This is a genomic window from Paenibacillus sp. P4_A9, assembly GCF_056402415.1.
Genome location: NZ_JBFUHL010000068.1, coordinates 1 through 21,618, shown reverse-complemented (window position 1 = coordinate 21,618; position 21,618 = coordinate 1). Strand labels below are relative to the sequence as shown.

Here is a 21,618-nt window from a genome sequence, read left to right as displayed (position 1 = left end):
CTGCACATACGGGTTGTATGGGTACGCCAGATAATAGTTTGCTTTCTATAGAAACAGCAATAAATAGCGGTGCTGATATTGTGGAAGAAGATATTCTGATAACATCAGACAGCATCCTGGTGCTTTCTCACGATGATATTGTTTACTCAGTTGATGGAACCGCACATACCATTTCCCAAATGAGATATGRAGAGTTGAGTAGTTTGGAAATCAAAGCCCATAATGGAGCACCTGGCGAGACAATTCGCATTTTAACCTTGGAGTCAGTGCTGCCTATCTTACAAGCTTCTGGCAAAAAAGTGAATCTGGATATCAAATCGGATGCCTGCCTGGAACCAGTTTCCCGATTCGTTGGAAAAAACGAGTTAATTGAACAGGTTATACTTAGCGGCTGTGAGACTAGCAGAGCCAATGCTGTTAACCGTATCAATCCACGTTTAAGCAAGTTGCTGAACGTAAATGCTTCCTTATTTGAAACTGAAAATTACATGGAAGCCGTTCAACTTAGCATTGAGGACGCCGAAAGCGCGAATTGCTTCGGTATCAATGTCAATTATCGTATTGTCAGGCCCGAGCTGCTCCAGGTAGCGGCACGTCATAAGCTTGATGTATACGTATGGACGATAAATACAGAGGCTGAGATGAAGTATTTTATCGAGATGGGCGTTCAATCGATTACTTCTCGTAATATATCGGAATTGGTGAGAGTAAAACAGGAACTAAAGCATGTAGATGACGGACAGTCATGACAATGGAAGGACTAACAAACATGGCAAACCAGAAGCTGACCGCGCAATTCCAACATCTTACACGCAAGACAAAATGGGAATTAAAAGAGTGTGTTCAGTTGCAGTTTAACAACTTCCATGCTCAAGGAATGGTTCGAATGGGGGACTTGTTCTATTTGTCCTCAGTAGAGCTAATCAAGGAATCAGATCTTCCGCGCAAAGGAATAGGTCACTTATTTGTCTTTGATAGGGATGGAAAACTTAAGCAAGATATCATCTTGGGTGAAAGTGAGATCTACCACCCAGGCGGCATTGACTTTGACGGAGAGCATATCTGGGTACCTGTTGCCGAGTACAGACCGAATAGCCAATCTATTATCTACAACATCCATCCAACAACATTGGAAGTGAAAGAAGCTTTTCGAATTCAAGAGCATATTGGCGGATTGGTCCGTGACAGACAAAACGGGAATTTCATTGGTTACAGTTGGGGCTCACGTAGGTTCTATACATGGAATCGAGAGGCGACGCTGCTGCAAGTTCAAGATAATCCGAGTCATTTTGTGGACTATCAAGACGGACATTATGTAGGTGATGGGAAAATAATAGTGAGCGGCATCTCCGAGTTTCCCAATCCTGCAGGTCGCAATGTGAAGCCGTATCAGCTTGGCGGATTAGCGATGATCGATTCGCAAACGTTACAAACGATTCATGAAGTACCCATTTCTGAATTTTCTCCGCAAGGATATGTGGTTACCCGTAATCCAGTCTTCGTTGAGAATGTCGGCGATGAGCTGCGGATGTATGCTGTCCCAGATGACGATCATGGATCGTTGTTGGTCTATGAGACAATTAATTTGCTTTCTAAGTGAGAACATTTCAAGTAAATGTGACGCTAACATCCAGAGTGAGGAGCTAGAAGATGAATACAAAGAGAACAGCACATATCATTTCCCATACCCATTGGGATCGGGAATGGTATTTACCCTATGAAAAGCATCATGTTCGTCTAGTTAAGCTCATGGATGAGCTGTTGAATAAGCTGGATCAAGATTCGAATTATCGCAGCTTCTTCTTGGACGGACAAACGATTATTCTTGAAGACTATCTTGCGGTCAGACCGGATCAAAAGGATCGATTAACCAAATTTATTCAAGAGGAACGTATTTTAATTGGGCCCTGGTATATCCTGCAGGATGCCTTTTTGACCAGCGGCGAAGCCAATGTGAGAAATATGCAGATTGGACACCAAGATGTGAAGAACTATGGCCCTGTGTCGAAAATAGGTTATTTTCCTGATACTTTCGGTCTTGTAGGTCAGACACCTCAATTGATGCGGCAGTCTGGGATTACGAATGTGTTTTTCGGCCGTGGTGTTAAGCCTACCGGCTTTAACAATACGGTTTCTGACGGTGGATACGAATCCTCCTTCTCGGAATTGCTTTGGGAAGGACCCGATGGTTCTCAGGTACTCGGTATTTTGTTTGCCAACTGGTATAACAATGGATGGGAAATTCCTGTTGATCGTGAAGTAGCGAACGTTTACTGGGATCAGAAGTTGGCGGATGCGGAGAAATACGCATCGATGGGCGAATTGCTGTATATGAATGGCTGTGACCATCAGCCGATTCAGGTGGATTTGCCTGAAGCGCTTGAAGTTGCGCGCGAGCTCTATCCAGATACAACATTTATTCATTCGAATTTTGTTGATTATTTGGAGGCTGTTCACCATGCCTTGAACCATGAGCTATCCGTTGTAAAAGGTGAGTTGCGCAGCCAACGTACAGACGGTTGGAATACGCTCGTAAACACCGCTTCTGCCCGTATTTACCTGAAGCAAATGAATCAGTTAGGGCAAGCCATGTTGGAAAAAGTGGCTGAACCTTTGGCCGCTTTGGCGCATATCCTTGGAACCGAAGAGAGATACCCGCATCATCTGTTCACTTATGCATGGAAAACACTGATGCAAAACCATCCGCATGACAGCATCTGCGGTTGCTCCGTAGACGAAGTGCACCGAGAAATGGTGACGCGTTTCGAGAAAAGTCGGCATGTCGCGGAAGCGATCGTCGATGAGAGCAAACGAGCCATTGCCGAAATGGTGGATACTTCGGGCTTTGCAGAGATGGGAGAAAATGCCCTTCCCGTTATTGTTATGAATACCTCTGGTTGGGAACGCACCGGTGTCGTAAGTATCGAGCTGGATGCCATGCGTTTGTACTTCCGAGATGGATACACGCCTGAGGAAGCAAGCCAGATCATCAAATTGACGGATCTTACAGGCATGACGCTTGTGGATGAATATGCGAATGTCATTCCATTCACTTTTGAAGATCTTGGACTGCAATTCGGTTACGATCTGCCAGATGACAAGTTCCGCCAGCCCTATATGTGCCGCAAAGTGAAACTTTCCTTTGAAGCGGAAAGTGTTCCAGCATTAGGACTGAAAGCATATGCATGGGTGAAACGTGAAGCGGAAATTGTAGTCTCCTCATTACTAGTGGGAGACCGCAATCTGGAGAATGACGTGCTGAAGATCGAAATCAGCACAAACGGTTCCTTCAACTTGACTGACAAGAGGAACGGCCGTGTCTACCGGGATCTAGGCATCTATGAGGATGCAGGAGATATCGGGAATGAGTACATGTACAAACAGCCAGATGGCGAAACGCCGCGAACTACCAGTGGCATGGAAGCGCACATTCGGGTGTTACAAGATACGCCGTTCCACGCATCCATAGAAATTGTACTCGACTGGGAAGTGCCAGCATCCGCAGACGATCTGCTGGATGAAGAACAGCGGAAATTGAGCTACTTTGGAACTCGAAAAGCACAGCGGTCAGCGCGCATGGTGCCAATGCGGATCCGTACGGTCGTCAGTCTGAGCCACAGTAGTCAAGGGGTAGAGATAGAAGCTACCTTTAATAATCAAGCGAAGGACCATCGCTTACGGATGTTGTTCCCAACGGATTTGAATACGCAAGTTCACCGCGTGGACACGATGTTTGAAATCCCGCAACGAGACAATGAACCGGCTGTAGAGTGGAGTAACCCAAGCAATACACAGCATCAGCAGGCTTTCGTTGATTTATGCGAGGCAGAAGCAGGTCTGGTAGTGGCCAATGTAGGACTGAACGAATACGAAGTTCTGCGTGACGGTCGCAATACGGTTGCCGTAACACTGCTTCGAGCGGTTGGTGAGCTTGGTGACTGGGGCTTGTTTCCGACACCGGAAGCGCAATGTCTTGGCGATAACACTGTCCGTATAGCAATCTTTCCACATAACGGAGATGGCATACATTCGGGTGCCTACGCACAAGCGTATCAGTTCCAAATTCCTTGGACATTATGTCAGACCGACATTCACATTGGCAAGATATCGCATACGTTTGCACCACTTCAGTGGGAAGGCCGTGAGATGGCGTTCTCCTCTATGAAAATAAATGAAGAAACGGATGATCTGCTGCTGCGCTGGTACAACATGAGTGCCCAAAAGGCAAACTTGCAGCTTAGTTCTAATCTTTCATATAACAATTTCTACAAGAGTTCAATTATGGAAGAGCACGGTTCACGTATTGAAGCTGCCGCGAATGAACAGAGGCATGTGTCGGTTGGTTCATGTGAAATTGTGACGATCGGGATTCGGCGGTAATTTATGGATATCGGAGGTTTGATCAGTGAAACAACTAGAGAAGATTTATGTCGTGTTTAAAACTCACGTAGACTTGGGTTTTACTGACTTGGCGAGCAGTGTCGTCACCACATATAAAGAAGATATGATGAACGATGTATTAGCTGTTTGTGAAGAGACGAAGAAGGATGGACCCGATCATCATTATGTGTGGACACTTCCCGCCTGGATGCTGAAAGAATGTTTGGATACGCCAAATATTGAAAAGAAAGAAAGACTGGAGTCACTGATCCGTAACGGTCAATTGCGTTGGCACGGGCTTCCTTTTACAACACATACGGAGTTCTGCGGAACGGAAGAATACATCAGAGGACTATATATTTCCGAAAATCTTCGAGATCAATTTGGGCACACGACCATTAGCGCCAAAATGACGGATGTACCTGGTCACACCTGGATGCTGCCTACACTCTTGAAAAATGCAGGCATTGAATTTTTGCACCTAGGCGTAAATGCATGTTCTGCACCTGTAGATTTACCTCGGTTGTTTCATTGGGAAGGCCCAGATGGCGGCACGGTATTAACCTATTATTCCAAAGGTGAATATGGCACAGACCTGACGCCGCCAGAGGACTGGCCATATCCCATTTGGATCGCGCTGCTGCAAACGCATGATAACATCGGTCCGCAGGATGGGAGTGTCGTACAAGACTTGTTGGCTGAGATTGCGCAAAAGTATCCAGATACCGAGGTGAAAATCGGAACGATGGATGATTTTGCACTTGATTTTATTGCCAGAGATTTTCAGGATATACCTGTGATCCGTAAAGATTTGGCTGATACATGGATTCATGGGATCGGTACTTATCCAGAAGAAGTGTCCCGTGTAAGGAAGCTGCGTTCAGACATTGCAACATTAGAAAGCCTATCAACACTTGAGCAGCTGCAAGGAAAAGGTGACGAGGAGTATAGGAATTCCATCGCAGATGCTTATGAGCACACGCTTCTTTTTGGCGAACATACGTGGGGAATTGATATTAAATCGAATTTGTTGCCAGGCCGCAACAGCCAGCGCGCTTTTTGGAAAGATGATATTGTGAAAGACCGCGACATGTTTCCAGATTCGTATGTAAAGACAGAAGCATCTTGGGCCGAACAGAAAACGTATGTAGAGCAAGCTGAAAAAGCTTTATGTGAGGTTCAGCCTTTTTCTTCGCTGGGTTCGAGTGTCATAGGCGTATATAACCCGCTTGCGTGGAGACGGCAGCATGCGAAGATCACGCTTAATCATCGTAAGCACGGTACTCTTACAGATCGAGAAACGAAGGAAACTTATTTCGTTAATGAAGCTGGTGAGGCGTTTATTGACCAATTGGGGCCGATGAGCTACCGCACTTTTGAGTATGCAGAAAGAAGCTTGGAACCCGTTCATATAAGTGCAATTGCAGTGAAGGACAAGGACCTGGCGATCCTCGAAAACCATGCAATACGTATAGAGGTCAACACACAGACAGGCTGTATTACCAGCTTTTATGACAAGCAGAATGAGAAGGAATGGGCTGTAAACGGAAGGTTCGGTCAATACGAATACGATGTTTACAGTAAAGAAGAGGTTCTGGATTTTGTAAAAACATACAGCTACGATTTAATGGATTGGTATATCAACGATTTCGGTAAACCTGGTTATCCCCGCATCAATCATAAGAGCTACAGCCTGCAAATGACTGACGTTAAGATCTCAAATAGCGAGGGCTGGGGTAGCATTGCAATCTGCTTCATGACACCGAATGAAAGCTTCGAGGAGTTTGGTAATGGTGAAGGTATCACCGTATCGATTCGCTTGGAAGAAAGCCAACCTTTCGCTGATTTGCAAGTAACTGTTCATAATAAAGCAGCTACCGCATTTGCCGAGAGTGGGCATTTCACATTTGCACTGAACGCGGATCATCCGAGTTATCGTTTTCAGAAATTAGGCAGTGTGGTAAATCCACTTGAAGATATTGAGAATGGTGCAAATACGCGTCTTCATTGCGCAAGTCATTGGGTTGATGTGCAAGACGAGCATGTAGGATTGGCGATCATGCCAATGGATACACCTCTGTTTTCAATTGATGAGATGGGTATTTATCAATATTCGAAAACGTACGTACCGCAGCAGCCAATCCTGCACTTTAACTTATTTAACAATCAGTGGGGGACGAACTTCCCGCAATGGATCAGCGGCAATTTCCAATATGCATTCCGCCTTGCACCGCATGCGGGGGATTGGAAGCTAGGTCGGGTACAGCAGATGGCCACAGAGGCATTCATGCCGCTTCAGGTGAGATCAGGTTGGAATCCTACAGGACCCAACCAATATGGATTCCTAAAGGAAGGTGCAGAGGATATTCATATCCTCTCATTCAAGAAATCGGAGCAAGGTGATGCGTATATTCTGCGTTTTCAAAATCTGCTCGACTCAGGCACATCGGTTAAGCTTACATTCACTGAATCTGTTGAAGATGTAATTGAATGCGATCTTGTCGAGCGACACAGGGAAACGAAGGTGGAGTTCTGTCGTGATCATCTCTCCGTGACAATGAATCCTACTGAAATTAAAACGATGAAGATTTGGTTTGCTTAAATGATCGGTGTTATGTCATTTTGTCTATTTGGAAGCTAATTTCTTTAATTACTTTTCTTCGGTATAAGCCTGGGGTAACGCCAGTAAACTTCTTAAATAACTTATGAAAATAAGGTAAACTCTCATAACCGCAATTGTGGGCGATCGTATCAATACCTAAGTCGGTAGTTAAAAGCTGCTCCTTTGCAGTTGAAATTCGCTTGGCATTCACATAGTCGGTGATGTTCATCCCTGTTAATTGTTTAAACACCCTAGATAAATGAGCGGCTGAGACTGAAGTCTGCTTAGCCAAATACGAAAGTCCAACCATTTGGTCAGTGTGAAACTGATCTATGTGTTGAAGTATGTTTAGTAACCAGGAGGGTCCGACATCGGACTCGGCCAATTGATGATGGGATTCTTTTAATATCAAACGATTAATGCTGATCAGAAGGCTATTTAAATGTAGTTGAACTGCGTATCTAAAACCAGCTTCGTGTCGTTCCAATTCATCATGCATTTGTTGGAGTTTTTCTTCGAGATGAGGGCGCATGGCTGCTGGGACAACAAGCTTATAGCTCTTGTATTTTCGTGCTCGCTCAAAAACCTGCATATTCGTAAACGAATCACCTGCTGAATAATGTCCGATCAGTTGCGGATCAAAAAAGACAGCAGTGGCAGTAATAGGAGATTCAGAATCTGGCAATGCCTTATGAATGGTATTGCCAGGAATGATGAAGAGGTCTCCTTCATTCATCTCATAGAGCATTTGGTTTAAGAAAAACGTACCTTTTCCACTATAAACATAAACCAATTCGAAGCGATCATGAAGATGCTCTGGTAGTTCTCGAATTGGTGTCTTTTTGTCCTTAAATACAATGTCAAATGGCAGGAGGTGGTCGTTAATAAAGTTCTTTATAAGCGGTTTTTGCATTTTGCGAGCCTCCCCAGATCAACTCACTTCATTATTTGTCTTATTTATAGAATATCAAAATAGAGTATGTTTTTGCAAAGGTAAAGAATTAACAAACGCCGTAATCCTGCTACAATATTATTAAGCACGTAGTATTTGGATTGTTCGGAAAATCTCATCAAAGGAGCTAGTCATCGATGGACGTCGTTTACCAATTTGAAGAAGTAGCGAGACTTCCCTTGCCCGGGGATAACTGCGCCGTTGCGATTCACCAATTGAACTCTGGTACCGCCATTCAGTATGAAGGCCAAATCCTCACCTTGGATTACACGGTTATGGAAGGCCATCGATTTGCGGTGAAAGCGATCGCTCCTGGCGAAGATTTGCTTTCGTGGCATTTGCCTTTCGGCGTGGCGCTTAAGCCGATTCAGCCCGGCCACTATGTGATCAACGAAACAGTACGGAAAGCACTCAGTGTGCGCCAGTTGACATTCGCGGTGCCGGCGGAGCCCAATTTCGCGGATCAAGTTCCTCCTTATATCCTTGATGAGGAGAACTTCCAGCCGGCTCAGGCATCGCCAGCTTTTACGGATACACGCACTTTCATGGGATATCGCCGCCATAAAGATCGCGGAGTTGGCACCCGGAACTACATCGTACTGCTCGGCACCACCTCGCACACGGGGAGCTACGTGAATGAGCTTGCCACTCGTCTGCAAGGCGAATGGAAGAACGATTCGAATATAGACGGGATTGTTCCCGTCGCTCACACGGAGGGCGGCACAGAGAAGCCGAATAATGTGGACTTGCTGCTGCGGACGCTCGCAGGATTCATGGTCAACCCGAACGTCGGAGCGGTATTGGTTGTCGATTATGGCAATGAATCGGTCACGAACAAGATGGTGGAGGCTTATGCACGTGAGCATAGCTATCCGATCGATGAAGTCCTGCACAAGTTCGTGTCGCTCACAGGAAGCTTCGAAGAGGAGCTGGTTAATGGTAAAGCGTTAGTACGCGAATGGCTATCAACGGTCAACACCATGCAGCGAACGGCTGAATCCATCAGCCACTTGCGAATCGGCTTGCAATGCGGCGGTTCGGACGCATTTTCCGGAGTATCCGCGAATCCGCTGCTCGGCTGGGTTTCGGAACAATTGGTGCGTTACGGCGGTGCGGCTAGTCTAGCCGAAACTGATGAGTTGATTGGCGCGGAGCCCTATGTCCTCTCGAAAGTACGCAACGTGGAAACCGCGCGCAAATTTCTGGAACTTGTGAACCGATTTAAGGAGCGCACGTCCTGGCACGGCACCAGTGCGGAAGGTAACCCGTCAGGTGGCAACATGTATCGCGGCTTGTACAACATCTATCTCAAATCTATAGGCGCCGCTATGAAGAAAGACCCGACAACGCGGATTGATTATGCAACTGAGTACGGGGAGCTCATGAAGTATGGCGGCTACTATTTCATGGATAGCCCTGGCAATGACCTAGAGAGCATCGCCGGACAGGTAGCTGCAGGCTGCAACATGATCTTCTTTACAACCGGAAATGGTTCGATTACCAACTTTCCATATGTGCCTACGGTTAAGGTGGTCACGACAACTCGCCGCTTCCAATTGCTTTCGAACGATATGGATGTGAACGCGGGGCAGTATCTGGAAGGCAAGTCGATGGATGAGCTGGGCCAAGAGGTATTCGAGTTGGCGCTCCAAATTGCCTCTGGTCAGCGAAGCGTAGGCGAGAAGGCGGGCCATGCCCAAGTACAAATTTGGCGCAACTGGCAGCAGAACGATGCGAGTCAGCTGGAGACGCTGCTTCACACTCCTGTACCGACAGGAGATCCGATAGAAATTGAAGATGATGCTATAACGATGGTTAACCCGATCCAATTTTCCTTTACTCGACATCGCAATCGGCAGTCTAGTGACAATATTGGCTTGATTGTGCCGACCAGTCTTTGTGCTGGACAGGTAGCGGGCATGATCACAAGGCGCCTGAACGAGCAAGGAGCAGGGCAGCCTGAGCTCTCGCGTTTTGTCACATTGGCGCACACGGAAGGCTGCGGCACCTCGGGGGGGCCAGCCGAATCGCTGTTTGCCCGCACGATGATCGGCTATATTACGCATCCGATGGTGGAGCATTGTTTGCTGCTGGAGCATGGCTGCGAGAAAACGCATAACGACTACATGCGCCATCAGATGGATGTGATGGGCGTCGATGCGAGCCGTCTTGGTTATGCCAGCATCCAGCTCGACGGCGGAATTGCCAAGGTTAGCGAGAAGGTTGAGGCCTGGTTCGCCGATCGATTGGCTGCGGCCGATACTGCGGAGAAGGTGACGGTCGGTTTGGAAGGGCTGCGCATCGGGATCGTAAGCGTTGGTGACATTAACAAAGATGCCGCCAAGCAGCTAGGACTACTAACCAAGATGATTGTCGGGGCCGGAGGCTTGGTCGTCGTTCCCGAGAACAGCGGATTGCTTGCAGAGGATGCGTTCAATCAGCATCTATTTAGCGCGTCTCAAGTTGGGCCGTCTATCGCCTATGGGGAACACGTCCGCCGAAATGGATTCCATATTATGGAGACTCCAACAAAGCATGGGGTGGAGACGATCACAGGACTCGCCGCCACAGGTGTGGAATTAATAATCACGTTGATCGGTGATCGTCCAATGCAGACGCATCCTTTCGTCCCAATGCTGCAAATGACGTCGGAACAGGCCGTGCTGCATAACCATAAGCAAGATGTCGATTTGGTACTCGAGGGCAACCCGAGCTTATGGGTGGATCATATACTCGAGCGTAGCAAAGAAATTTTGGAACATACTTATGTACCGCGTCTCTATCAGCAAGGTAATATCGATTTTCAAATGACACGGGGTTTATTGGGCGTGTCGTTATAATGCAGACAGTAACAGAAAGCGAGGAACACTCCATGACGAACGCATTATTATCCAAACGACCTCTTGGTAGTACCGGCCACTTCATATCACCGCTATGTATTGGAGCCGCTCCGCTCGGAGATATGCCGGAAACCTTTCAATATAGCACGTCGGAGGAACAAGCATTGGTAACGCTGCGTACCGCTTTCGAAAGCGCGATCAACTTTATAGATACGGCTGCAGCATACGGCGAAGGTGAGAGCGAACGGCGAATTGGCAAGGCTATTCGAGCGAATGGTGGACTTCCCGCTGGTTACGTGTTGGCTACCAAAGCCGACCGCGACTTCAAGACCGGCGACTTCAGCGGCGAACAGATCAAACGTTCCATCGAAGGAAGTCTCGAACGATTAGGACTTGATCGTCTGCAATACGTTTACATCCACGATCCTGAACATACCACCTTCGAAAATGTTATGGGACCCGGCGGACCATTAGAAGTACTTCAAAAGTTTCAAGAGCAAGGAGTAATCGGGCACATCGGCATATCCGGCGGACCGATCGAAATGCTCATTCGTTATGTCGAAACGGGAGCGTTCAGCGCTGTAGAAACCCACAATCGATATACGCTGCTCAATCGAGCTGCCGAACCATTGCTTGATGTCGCTAATCGCATGGGCGTCGCTGTCATTAACGCCGCTCCTTATGGCAGCGGCATATTAGCTAAAGGTCCGGATGCATACGCTCGGTATGCCTATAGCGATGCTTCGCCAATCGTAGTGGAACGAGCGCGTATGTTCGTCAAAGTTTGCCAGGAATACGATGTGCCACTAGCCGCCGCAGCGCTTCAATTTTCGCTTCGCGACCCGCGGATCGCCAGCACGGTCGTCGGCATGAGCAAACCGGAGCGGATAGCCCAGACGTTGGAGCTCGCGAATTACCCGATTGCCCCTGAGCTATGGCCGGCACTTGATGACTTTGGCTATGATACGGAAGATCCCGAAGGGAATTGATTTGCTTCGGGTGATACATTGAATTGGAATAATAATCTCGTCCCTAAGAGAATGTCTTAGGGGCGGGATTTTTTAATTGCTTCAAAAAGATGATTTACACTAGAAATTAAGTTGGCCACTCCAGGATGGTAGTATGATTTTTAGAGTTGTCAGTAGGACGACCTCCTCTAAACGCATCGCAATACAACAACATTAAAACACAATACAGGGCAAAGACATTAAGAATGTAAGCGGCTACAATGGAATCAAAACACAAATGATGACAACACCTATGGGTTCCACATTCAAGTACATGTACAGGGGAGGGGTTATATAGTTGCGAGATTATTTTTAATAGTTTTAATTAGTAAATCCCAAAAGGAGGATTTTATTAAAATGGTAAACAAAAAGAAACCAAGTATGAGCTTTTTACTTATTGTTGCATTATTAATTTCACTTGTTTTTCCTAGTTCAATATTTGCGGCATTTACGCATCAGCCTGTTGAGATTCAAGAACCGGCATCGCCTATCAAGATAACGGTAAACGGCAAAAACTTGAAATCGGATGTACCGCCTAAGTTTATTGACGGTCAAATATGGATATCTGCCGAGTCCATAGCTCATTATCTTTATTCGGTATTTTATGAGTCTATCGACGGCAAAGAATTTGTTTTAAAAAATGATTATTATGAAATGTCAGCTAATTACGGAAGCAACAAAGTAACATTAAAAGATGGCTCAACAGTAACTACCGAAATGCCTTTTAAAGACGGCGTTAGAAGTTGTATCCCCTTGGATACGATCATGTATGCGTTTGAAGCAACTTACACGTGGGATGCCGTGAGCAATACGGCTAATGTTCTATATGATGAAAATCGGCATATTGCCGCTGAAGCGGCTATACCGGTAGCAGGACCAGGTGATATAACAGCCGTGGGAGTTTCGAGAGACGGATATTATAGTATTCCGAGCGACGATCCGAACGCCGAAGTAACGGTATGGCGGAAGTCAGCGGGTCCGGCAAACTATGTAAACGGTAATGTACCGGAACCAAGAAATACCGGATACGCTTGGGTTATACAGCCTAAGCCCGGTTATAATGCGGCAACATGTGTCTTTGAAGGTGGTCTTAATTATTTGGCCGGCGGACAAGGCACTGACGAAATCATTAGAGTGAGAATTCACCACTCAGACGGCAGGCCGGATAAGGAATTTAAAACTACTATTACCACGAAAACCCATGTTGGTTCTGGAACACCCATACCCGATACAGGCAATGATCTGCTGTTAAGAACTACGTTCAATAATATAAGCGTGTATCTCAATTATGATGGATACACTTCCGAAGATACTATTCCATATAAGATTGCGTCAACACCTGCCGCCACCACTATACAGGTTGTCTCTGACCCTGCAAATGAGGTGCATTTCAGAAAAGTAGGAGCTGCGACATGGGAAGATGGCCTTGCAATGGCATGGGATTCGCCTAACAAGCAGTTCAGAGGCTCTATCGTCGGTCTTGAACCCGACACAGAATATGAAGTGCAAGTTAAAGTTCTTAAGGACAATTCAACCTACACTCAAACCATAAGAACATGGAAAGAAGACGTCCCAATTGCCAAAACTATACCTGTAGCAGATATATATGAGCCGGGGAAACCGCTGTCTGTTCAAGGGTTAAGAGGGACAGAAAACGGATATATCCGTATCATTGGAGACGGAAAAACCGTTATCGATGTAACCGATGAATTTTGGTCAGCGGTAGTGATCGCGCAGTCCGAATATGTGATTTTGGAAAATTTGATTATCCGTGGAGGTAAGAGAAGCGGGCTAGCTATTCTCAGTTCAAGTCACCACATCCGAATTATCAATAATGATATTTCCAATTTCGGAAGACCAACAACACAATACTTAGGTCTGCAAAAGATCGTCGCAAATGCTGATCCAAACCTGGCTATTGACTTGCGTACAGGGCAACTTTACACTGCCAACGCCACGCCTGTTAACAATGACTCCGGCATTTTTATAAGCGACGTAAGCAATCTCGTCATTGAAAAAAACTATATTCATGACCCAAAAACAAGTAGTAATGCCTGGAACGGGGGCGGAGGCAGAGATTTTTGGCCTAACTGGAACGAAAAGCATCCGCAAGGTGTCAGCGGCATGTATTCCAGAGGCGGACAAGGCGTCGTTGTTCGATATAACGACATTGTCGGAAGCGACGATCATCGATTTAATGCTGCCATGGAAAATTATGTAAATGGCGATAAAGACGGCGGTATTGGAACAGATTCCGACGTATACGGCAATTATTTGGCGTATGGACAAGCCGACAGCATGGAATTAGAAGGCGCGGATATGAACTTAAGGTTTTATAACAACAAAATAGAAGGGGTCTCTGGCGGCATCGGCATGGATTCGAATTATGTAGGTCCCGTATATGTGTATAGAAATCTTATAGAAAACTTGGGTGACGAATGGGGATTGATTCAAGGAGTAACAAAGTACGGAACAACTCTTAATGAAGCGGTTTCTAAGGGTATAGGTGTTAACTATCTGTTTAACAATACCATCCTTAGTTCAATGGGTCATATAACCCGTAAAGACGCTCAAATCTACAGAGTGTATCAAAGGAATAATATCATGGAATCCATAGATAGTCCGCTTCTTAGTGGCCAAAACGAAATTACGATTAAACATATGTTCAATTATCCGGGAGTGAGTTACGATTATGACTTGTTTAACGGAACCGGGGTAACCCCTAATGTCTACAGTACTACGGGTGGACCTCCTCCTATTGTTGAACCTCATGGGATAACCGGGGCCAAAACCGGAAACCCGGTAACAGCAATAGCTGCTGATAACAGCAAAAAGGCAACTTTTACTAACAGAGATGAAGGTGATTTTAGCCAAACAAGCAGCAGTCTTGGCTTTGATAAGGGAACAACGATTCCTAATTTTGTAACCGCGGCCGACTACACAGGCGCTGCACCTGACATTGGAGCTTTAGAAAGCGGCAAAGATGTGATTATGCCTACCCGACCAACCGCTTTAAGGTCAGGTGGCAGCAAGTATCAGGTTAACATTACAGGGAATGCGACTCAACAAGTCATTATTAAAACAAATGGTATTCCGACTGGAACAAAGTATGATTTGACGAAGAACAGAGATTATGATTGGTTTACCGTTACAAATGCAGAAGGGAAGACCCAAGGTACGATAACTCAAGGTGTCGATTTGGTGCTCACTTTAAAAGGCGACCCCAAGAAAATCGGTAAAAATTTCTTAGGCGGACAATTTGGAACAACAATAACAAAAGGTCTTGCTGACTTTGCTAATTCAAAAGCTAGTGTATTAACAGGTCAACCGGCAAAAGGAAAAGGAGCCTTCCTTGTTAAATTGGTCGATGGTCTTTCTCTGCCGATTTCGGTTTATGTAACGGAAGGTACCTATGATGCGAGCTATAGTCTCACCTATAACTACAATGACGGCATTACATCTGATGAAACTGTGACGGTTCATGCAATCGGAATGTCGCTCGGCGAAACGGTTACCCCACCTCCGACGCCGACAAGAGAAAATTATATCTTTGTAGGTTGGTTCGACGAAACRTTTGCGCACAAGTTTGATTTCAGCAAAGCAGTCGAAGCTGATACCGTTCTTTACGCAAAGTGGTATCCGATGCCGGTTACTACAGCGAATGTGTCACCAGCAGTGCCGGATGGACTAAATGGATGGTATGTACATCCTGTAACGCTAAGCCTAAGCGCTTCCGATAGCATATCGACTGAGTACAGTCTGAATGGAGGAGCTACATGGCAAAGCTATACGTCGCCTATAACGTTCAGTCAAGACGGCGAGTATGCCGTGAGCTTTCGTTCGAGGAATATTTCCGGCAACATAGAAGTGCCAAAGACCAGCAGCTTCAAACTGGACACGATTACTCCGACAATCACCGTCACCGGGTTGGTGTATGGTACGTATAGCGAATCCGTGGATATCACGCCAATCATTGCATTGAGTGATGACCTGTCCGGGTGCGGGGTTGACAATAGCAAAACTATATTGACGTTGGATACTTACGAGGTGCAGCAAGGAACAACGATTCCACTGTATACATTGCCTCTTGGTTTGCATGCGTTGATCGTAACTTCGGGCGATCTGGCGGGGAACGCAGGGAGCCAAACGATATTATTTGAGACAACAACGAACTCCGATTCTTTAAGGGCATTAGTTACGCGCTTTGCGAATGCCGGATGGATCGATAATAAGGGTATCGTGAATAGCTTCCTAAAAAAATTAGACGTGAGCAATTTTGCTGATTTTATTGATGAAGTGAAAGCGCAGAGCGGCAAGCATATTACAAGCCAAGCCGCAAACTATTTGCTACGGGATGCTCAATATTTATTGTCTCAATAGTGATTTATTTCCCATTGTTTTACCACACTGCAGTTAACGCAGTGTTTGCACTTAATTAACAGGTTGAGGCTGTCCCTGAGGTCATGTTTATGGCTTCGGGGACAGGAATGAAGGGCCACGTTATGACGATGTCGTACCGGGTGTTGATATAACAGCCGTGGGAAAATCGAGAGACGGATATTATAGTATTCCGAGCAACGATCAGAACGCCGAAGTAACGGTATGGCGGAAGACAGCGGATCCGGCAAGCTATGTAATACCCACTCAACCGAGAAATACTGGATACGAGGCGGACAAGGTAACGTTATTCGATACAACAACATTGTCGGAAGCGACGATCACCGGTTTAACGCTGGCATTGAAACTTTTGTAAATGGCGATAAAGACGGCGGTCCCATGGACGTATCTTGCAAACGGACAACCAACAATTTGTCCATGTCAAATCCGGATCTCATTTCAATTCTGTCAAGCGCTAGTTTCGAAACTCGCTTCGAGCAATACCTTATGATTCGGGAAAAGCATCCACAGGAGACAAGAGACGAATGGGAGGTAACTGAATGATTAATTGCGGAATGTGCGAATTGGATATAACGCCGCCGATCGGTTCAAGCTTGCCCGGGTATTTCGAAGACCGCAAATCGACAGGCATTCGGGATCCGTTGTATGCCAAAGCGCTTGTGCGATGATCTGTCGGCTATTCGTTTTATGATGGATCATGTGCCTAATCCTCGTTATGAGATTTCAAGCAGTTGTTTATTGACGGCCTCGTTTAAGTTATTTTTTGAATGTTTTTATGCATCAAGTTTGAATGCGTCAAGGGAATATCAAAAAACTAAGAAAAAGAGGGATTAGGAATGACAAAGAGATTTTTTCCAAAAGTGAGGTTCTTGGTGGTGGCGCTTATCGTGTCGCTGCTGGCCTCGTTCATATCACCTGTTGGCAGCCCAATGGCGCCTACAGCGTTCGCGAGTACCATTAGCAACGAAAAGGTTGAGGTGTATGTTAACGGCCTGTTCGTGCGCGTACTTGACAGTAATAAGTACGATGAAAATGGAATCCTTTGGGTAACGTCGGAGGCGATGGCAAACGACTTTCGCGCGGTATCCTACAATTTGCTTGACGGCAGCGGCTTTGCTATGAAAAATGACTACTATGAAATGATAGCCAAGCATGGCGACAGCTTTGTTACCGTTACGTATAACGCTAACGGTGGTGGCGGAAGCATAGGGACTAAAATTAATCTTCCAACAGGCACGCAGGTTTACAGGGAAGGCGATTTAAACTATATACCGCTTGAAACCCTTGTAAAGGTTTATAAAGAGGTATTTGGCGAGGACGCTATAAGCCTGAATATAGAAGCGACTTCCTCGGCGGTAAGAGCTATTGTTACGCTTGACGCTACTCTGTACGATGTAGATAATATCCCGCAAGCCACAACAGATCAAATAAAAACCGACGGCTTATCCAGAGACGGGTGGTATGAAATCCCGCTTGACGACCCGGACGCTAAAGTAACGGTTTGGCGCCGGTCAAATAATCCTGAGCAGTTATTCAGCCCGCAGATGGATACTGTAAACACAGGGTTTGCTTGGGTAATCGTGCCCGAACCGCAATTTGTTAATGAGTTGTCTATATTCTTCCCCGGACAGGCGGGTTTTGTAGGTAGCGTGGGGCATATTAACGAGAATGAGACTCAGCTGCTTAGGGTACGGATTGAGCCTACCGATAGCAGCGCCCCGTACGAATTCCAAACTACCGTTACAACTAAGGCGGGGCGGTTTGGGTTCGGCTCAGACGTATATAACGAAAAATTCTTTAGAAAATTTGTTCCTTATACCAATAATGAACTGATGTTGAGAGCCACGTTTGAAAATATCAGCGTGTACTTTGACTATGATTATCCGGCCAACGAACGGTTTGGTTGGAAACCCACCGCAAGTTGGGTACCATCGGTAACGGCTTCTATCCCCTTTAACACAGATCATACCCTGGAGTACAGAAAACAGGGCGAAAACAATTGGAAAAAAGCTATGAACATGATGTATGACGACCGTTACAATAACTTCAGGGGTTCTATTGTGGGGGTTGAACCGGGCACCACATATGAAGTAAGGCTAACGATTGAAAGTAAAAGCATTGTAAAAGAAGCTTCAATCACAACTTTGAGTGAGGAAATCACTTATTCTTCTACTGAATATGACGTAAGCGACTTCTACACTCCCGAGATGGCGGAGGCAGGCAAACCATTATCGCTTCAGGGCTTGAAAGGTACCGCCGACGCATGGATTAAAATAACTAACAAATACGGAATCGTGATTAACGCCACCGACGAGTTCTGGGATGCGGTCGTCCTGGGCAACTCTGAGTATGTTGAGCTTAACGGCCTGATTGTAAGGGGCGGCTTGCGCAACGGTATAACCGTTCACAGCTCGGCAAAACATATTCGCATTGTGAATTGCGATGTCTCAGGCTTCGGCAGGTACGGCACGCATTATCTGGGCAATATGCTTCCTGGGGCGGACGCCGGCGGAAGGACTCTAGTGGACAGGCGCACGGGCTGGTTCTATGATGCTCACGTACGGCCTATCGCCTCCGATGCCGGTATCCGCATCAGCGATGTAGATTATATCCTTGTTGAGAAAAACTATATTCATGACCCGAAAGGCTCAGCCACAGGCTGGGGCAGCAACTCCGGCGTTAATGGATGGAGCGAGCGACATCCGCTTGGCGTGGACGGTCTCTATTTGAGGGGCGGCGAAGGCGTTGTTATTCGCTATAATGACATTGTAGCGGGCAACGAAAAATACTGGAGCTATGGCCTTTCAACCTATAACAACTCCGCTTATGACGGAGGGATGGGCTGGGACTCCGACCTTTACGGGAACTATGTTTTAGGCGCGAACGCGGATGGGCTTGAGGTTGACGGCGGCTCCATGAACGTTAGGGTTTACGGCAATAAGATAGAAGCCGCAAGCCAGCCGATAAGCCTTGACGCAAGTACGCTAGGCCCTATATACGTGTTCAGGAACCTTATTACCAATCAGGGGGATCAGCTTGAATATACCGTTGGCGGCTTAAAGCATGGCACAGCCGATGCAAACCCCTCGCACACCGCGCACTGGTATCACTACCGCGGCCTGGATCATGTATTCAACAATACAATAATACTCCCCGAAGGCGCTGTTGGCGCGCGCGGTGGCATAGCGAATACTAGCGGGCCATTCAACAGGTCATTTTACAGAAATAACATAATTGAACTAGCCAGCCCTAATCTGGTGGGCATGGCCCAAGTGTACGATGTACCCGGCTCCAGCTTCGACTATGATATTTCTAACGGAGCGATACAGCTTAACACATATGTCGGCGAGCCTAGAGAAGAACACGGATTTACAGCGCTTACTGGTTATGACGGCGAAACGGCCAAGGCTACGTTTGTAAACCCCGAGAGGGGCGACTACCGCCTTATGGCCGATAGCATTGGTGTAGACGACGGCTGGGTGATTCCCAACTTCAGCAAAGGCTATAAGGGCGAGGCGCCCGACATAGGCGCTTTAGAGTATGACGTAAACGGCCATATGGATCTGATGCCATACAGGCCCATCGATTACTTGAACGCAGATGGTTATGAGCTTAAGCTTGATGGGAACCAGACGAAAACCATTGAGATTTTCGTAGGCGACTCAGTGCCCAGTGGTATGGGTTATACCCTGCTCAAGAACAATGAAGCTGAGTTCTTCACCGTTAAAAACGCGTCGGGCAATACATCCGGCACTTTAACGGCCGGCGTGCTTACCCTTACAATAACCAGCGACATTACCAAGATCAAAGAAGATTTTAGGGGCTGGCAATATCCCATTGGTAAAGGCGCCTTCATCATTAAGCTTGACGATGGCAACTCTGTCCCGGTCTCGGTTTATGTGAAAAACACCACGGAAGTGGCCGTAAAGCAAATCGTGTTGAGTGTTGACACTACTACGATTTTCGCTGGAGACAACAAGCAGCTTATCGCCGATGTATTACCCGGCAATGCCACTGATAAGAACATTGTTTGGACATCGAGCGACTCGGATATAGCTTCAGTAGACCAAAACGGGCTTGTAACCGCATATTCAGAGGGGAAGGCGACTATTACAGCGACGATTGGCAGCATTAGCGCCACTTGTGAGGTTACTGTAAAAGCTAAAGAGGGCGAATTGATTGAAATCCGCCAGGCGGACCCGATACCAGGAACAGGCGCGGCCAGTGCTGTTTGGATATCTTGGTTTGTTCTCGGGGATCACGCTACTCCCTCTTCCGGTAAAGTCTATGATTCCAATGGCAATCTGGTTGTGCCCACTCTAACAGATTTCAGGGCTCCGGATGCCAACAACCCAAGGGGCTTCTACCGCTGGCAATCGAAGGGCAAAATAAACGAAGGGGTATATACAGTTGTAATCACAGCGGAATACGGCAGCACGTTTGAAACCTATACCGCTACACTCACTGTGAAGAAGGAAGGAAATTTTTATATAAGTTCTGTCCTCTCCAATGAAAAATGGGTAGGTCCGCTTGTCCTTACATTGGATCAGCAAAGCAGATCCATAACTCTAGCGACTTATTCGATTACGGGCACCGTGAATAGGGCGGCGACGGTAAAAGTAAACGGGACTTCAGTTTCAGTTGGTTCAGATTTGAGATTTACCGCCACCCTGCAGCTTGGGCAAGGCAATAATAAGATCACCGTTGAATCGATCGATTCGGCAGGAATTTCAGCGGAGCCGGCCTCCATCGTGCTGTTCGTCGATTCCATTGCACCGGTCGATGCTGTGTTATCAGCTGACGTTACAGCACCAACCAATATGGACGTGAACGTAACGATCAGCTATCCGGACGATGCGACACTGAAAGAGTACAAGGTAKGCGAAAACGGCGCATGGATGGCATACGACGCTCCAGTGGCTATCTCCGAGAACAACACTGTGTATGCAAGAGGAACGGATGCAGTCGGTAATGTATCGAATGTTACCAATTATCTCGTAAGCAATATTGATAAATCTGCTCTGACTGCAATGGTAACATACAGCCAAATTACTTCTACATCAGACAAAGTGGTTGCAACCATTACACCGAATAGACCAGTAACCATCACGAATAACGGTGGCTCAAACAGCTATTCCTTCTACTTCAATGGGAGCTTTACTTTCGATTTTGTCGATATTTACGGGACAAAGGGTACAGCTACGGCGACTGTGAACAATATTGTATCCAAAAGTAAAGCTAAGCCGGGCACAGCTGTCCTTTCCGATGACAATGGGTATGATACTGGCCTTAAGGATGGTAATTTTAATATTCTGATGAATATGTGGTACGGAGAAAACGGCAAGATTTATAAGCTATATGAAAATGATGTGTTAATCGATACCAAGATTCTTTCAGATAACACGCCGTATGCCCAATCAACCGTTACTTCAATTACTT

11 protein-coding genes are annotated in these 21,618 nt (G+C 46.4%); 10 read left to right on the top strand and 1 reads right to left on the bottom strand.

The annotated features are described in order from the left end of the window. The 4 genes from AC1DVJ_RS25925 to AC1DVJ_RS25910 form a co-directional block, all read left to right on the top strand. Positions 1-749, top strand: a 749-nt coding sequence (locus AC1DVJ_RS25925) for a glycerophosphodiester phosphodiesterase (RefSeq protein ID WP_477594827.1), incomplete at its 5' end; no start/stop codon positions are given. A gap of 20 nt (positions 750-769) precedes the next feature. Beyond that, a complete protein-coding gene (locus AC1DVJ_RS25920; RefSeq protein WP_477594825.1) occupies positions 770-1,600 on the top strand; it encodes a DUF6454 family protein in 831 nt (276 codons plus the stop codon). A 50-nt stretch (positions 1,601-1,650) separates the two neighbouring features. Continuing rightward, positions 1,651-4,380, top strand: a complete 2,730-nt coding sequence (locus AC1DVJ_RS25915) for an alpha-mannosidase (protein ID WP_477594823.1) — start codon at positions 1,651-1,653, stop codon at positions 4,378-4,380. 25 nt (positions 4,381-4,405) lie between these two features. Further along, positions 4,406-6,982, top strand: a complete 2,577-nt coding sequence (locus AC1DVJ_RS25910; protein WP_477594821.1) for a DUF5054 domain-containing protein — start codon at positions 4,406-4,408, stop codon at positions 6,980-6,982. A gap of 10 nt (positions 6,983-6,992) precedes the next feature. Here AC1DVJ_RS25910 and AC1DVJ_RS25905 read toward each other — a convergent pair whose 3' ends face one another. After that, complete coding sequence (locus AC1DVJ_RS25905; RefSeq protein WP_477594819.1) at positions 6,993-7,895, bottom strand: helix-turn-helix domain-containing protein; 903 nt, start codon at positions 7,893-7,895, stop codon at positions 6,993-6,995. A 176-nt stretch (positions 7,896-8,071) separates the two neighbouring features. On the opposite strand from AC1DVJ_RS25905, the gene AC1DVJ_RS25900 reads away from it, so the two are divergent. The 6 genes from AC1DVJ_RS25900 to AC1DVJ_RS25875 form a co-directional block, all read left to right on the top strand. Then, positions 8,072-10,774, top strand: coding sequence for a UxaA family hydrolase (locus tag AC1DVJ_RS25900; protein ID WP_477594817.1), 2,703 nt, complete (start codon positions 8,072-8,074; stop codon positions 10,772-10,774). Positions 10,775-10,806: 32 nt separating this feature from the next. Continuing rightward, entirely contained in the window at positions 10,807-11,763 is a 957-nt protein-coding gene (locus tag AC1DVJ_RS25895) for an aldo/keto reductase (RefSeq protein WP_477594815.1), read from the top strand. A gap of 375 nt (positions 11,764-12,138) precedes the next feature. Beyond that, complete coding sequence (locus tag AC1DVJ_RS25890) at positions 12,139-16,161, top strand: OmpL47-type beta-barrel domain-containing protein (protein WP_477594813.1); 4,023 nt, start codon at positions 12,139-12,141, stop codon at positions 16,159-16,161. Positions 16,162-16,318: 157 nt separating this feature from the next. Then, complete coding sequence (locus tag AC1DVJ_RS25885) at positions 16,319-16,534, top strand: hypothetical protein (protein WP_477594811.1); 216 nt, start codon at positions 16,319-16,321, stop codon at positions 16,532-16,534. Positions 16,535-16,718: 184 nt separating this feature from the next. Continuing rightward, a complete protein-coding gene (locus tag AC1DVJ_RS25880) occupies positions 16,719-16,847 on the top strand; it encodes a hypothetical protein (protein ID WP_477594809.1) in 129 nt (42 codons plus the stop codon). 168 nt (positions 16,848-17,015) lie between these two features. After that, positions 17,016-21,618, top strand: a 4,603-nt coding sequence (locus tag AC1DVJ_RS25875) for an Ig-like domain-containing protein (RefSeq protein WP_477594807.1), incomplete at its 3' end; no start/stop codon positions are given.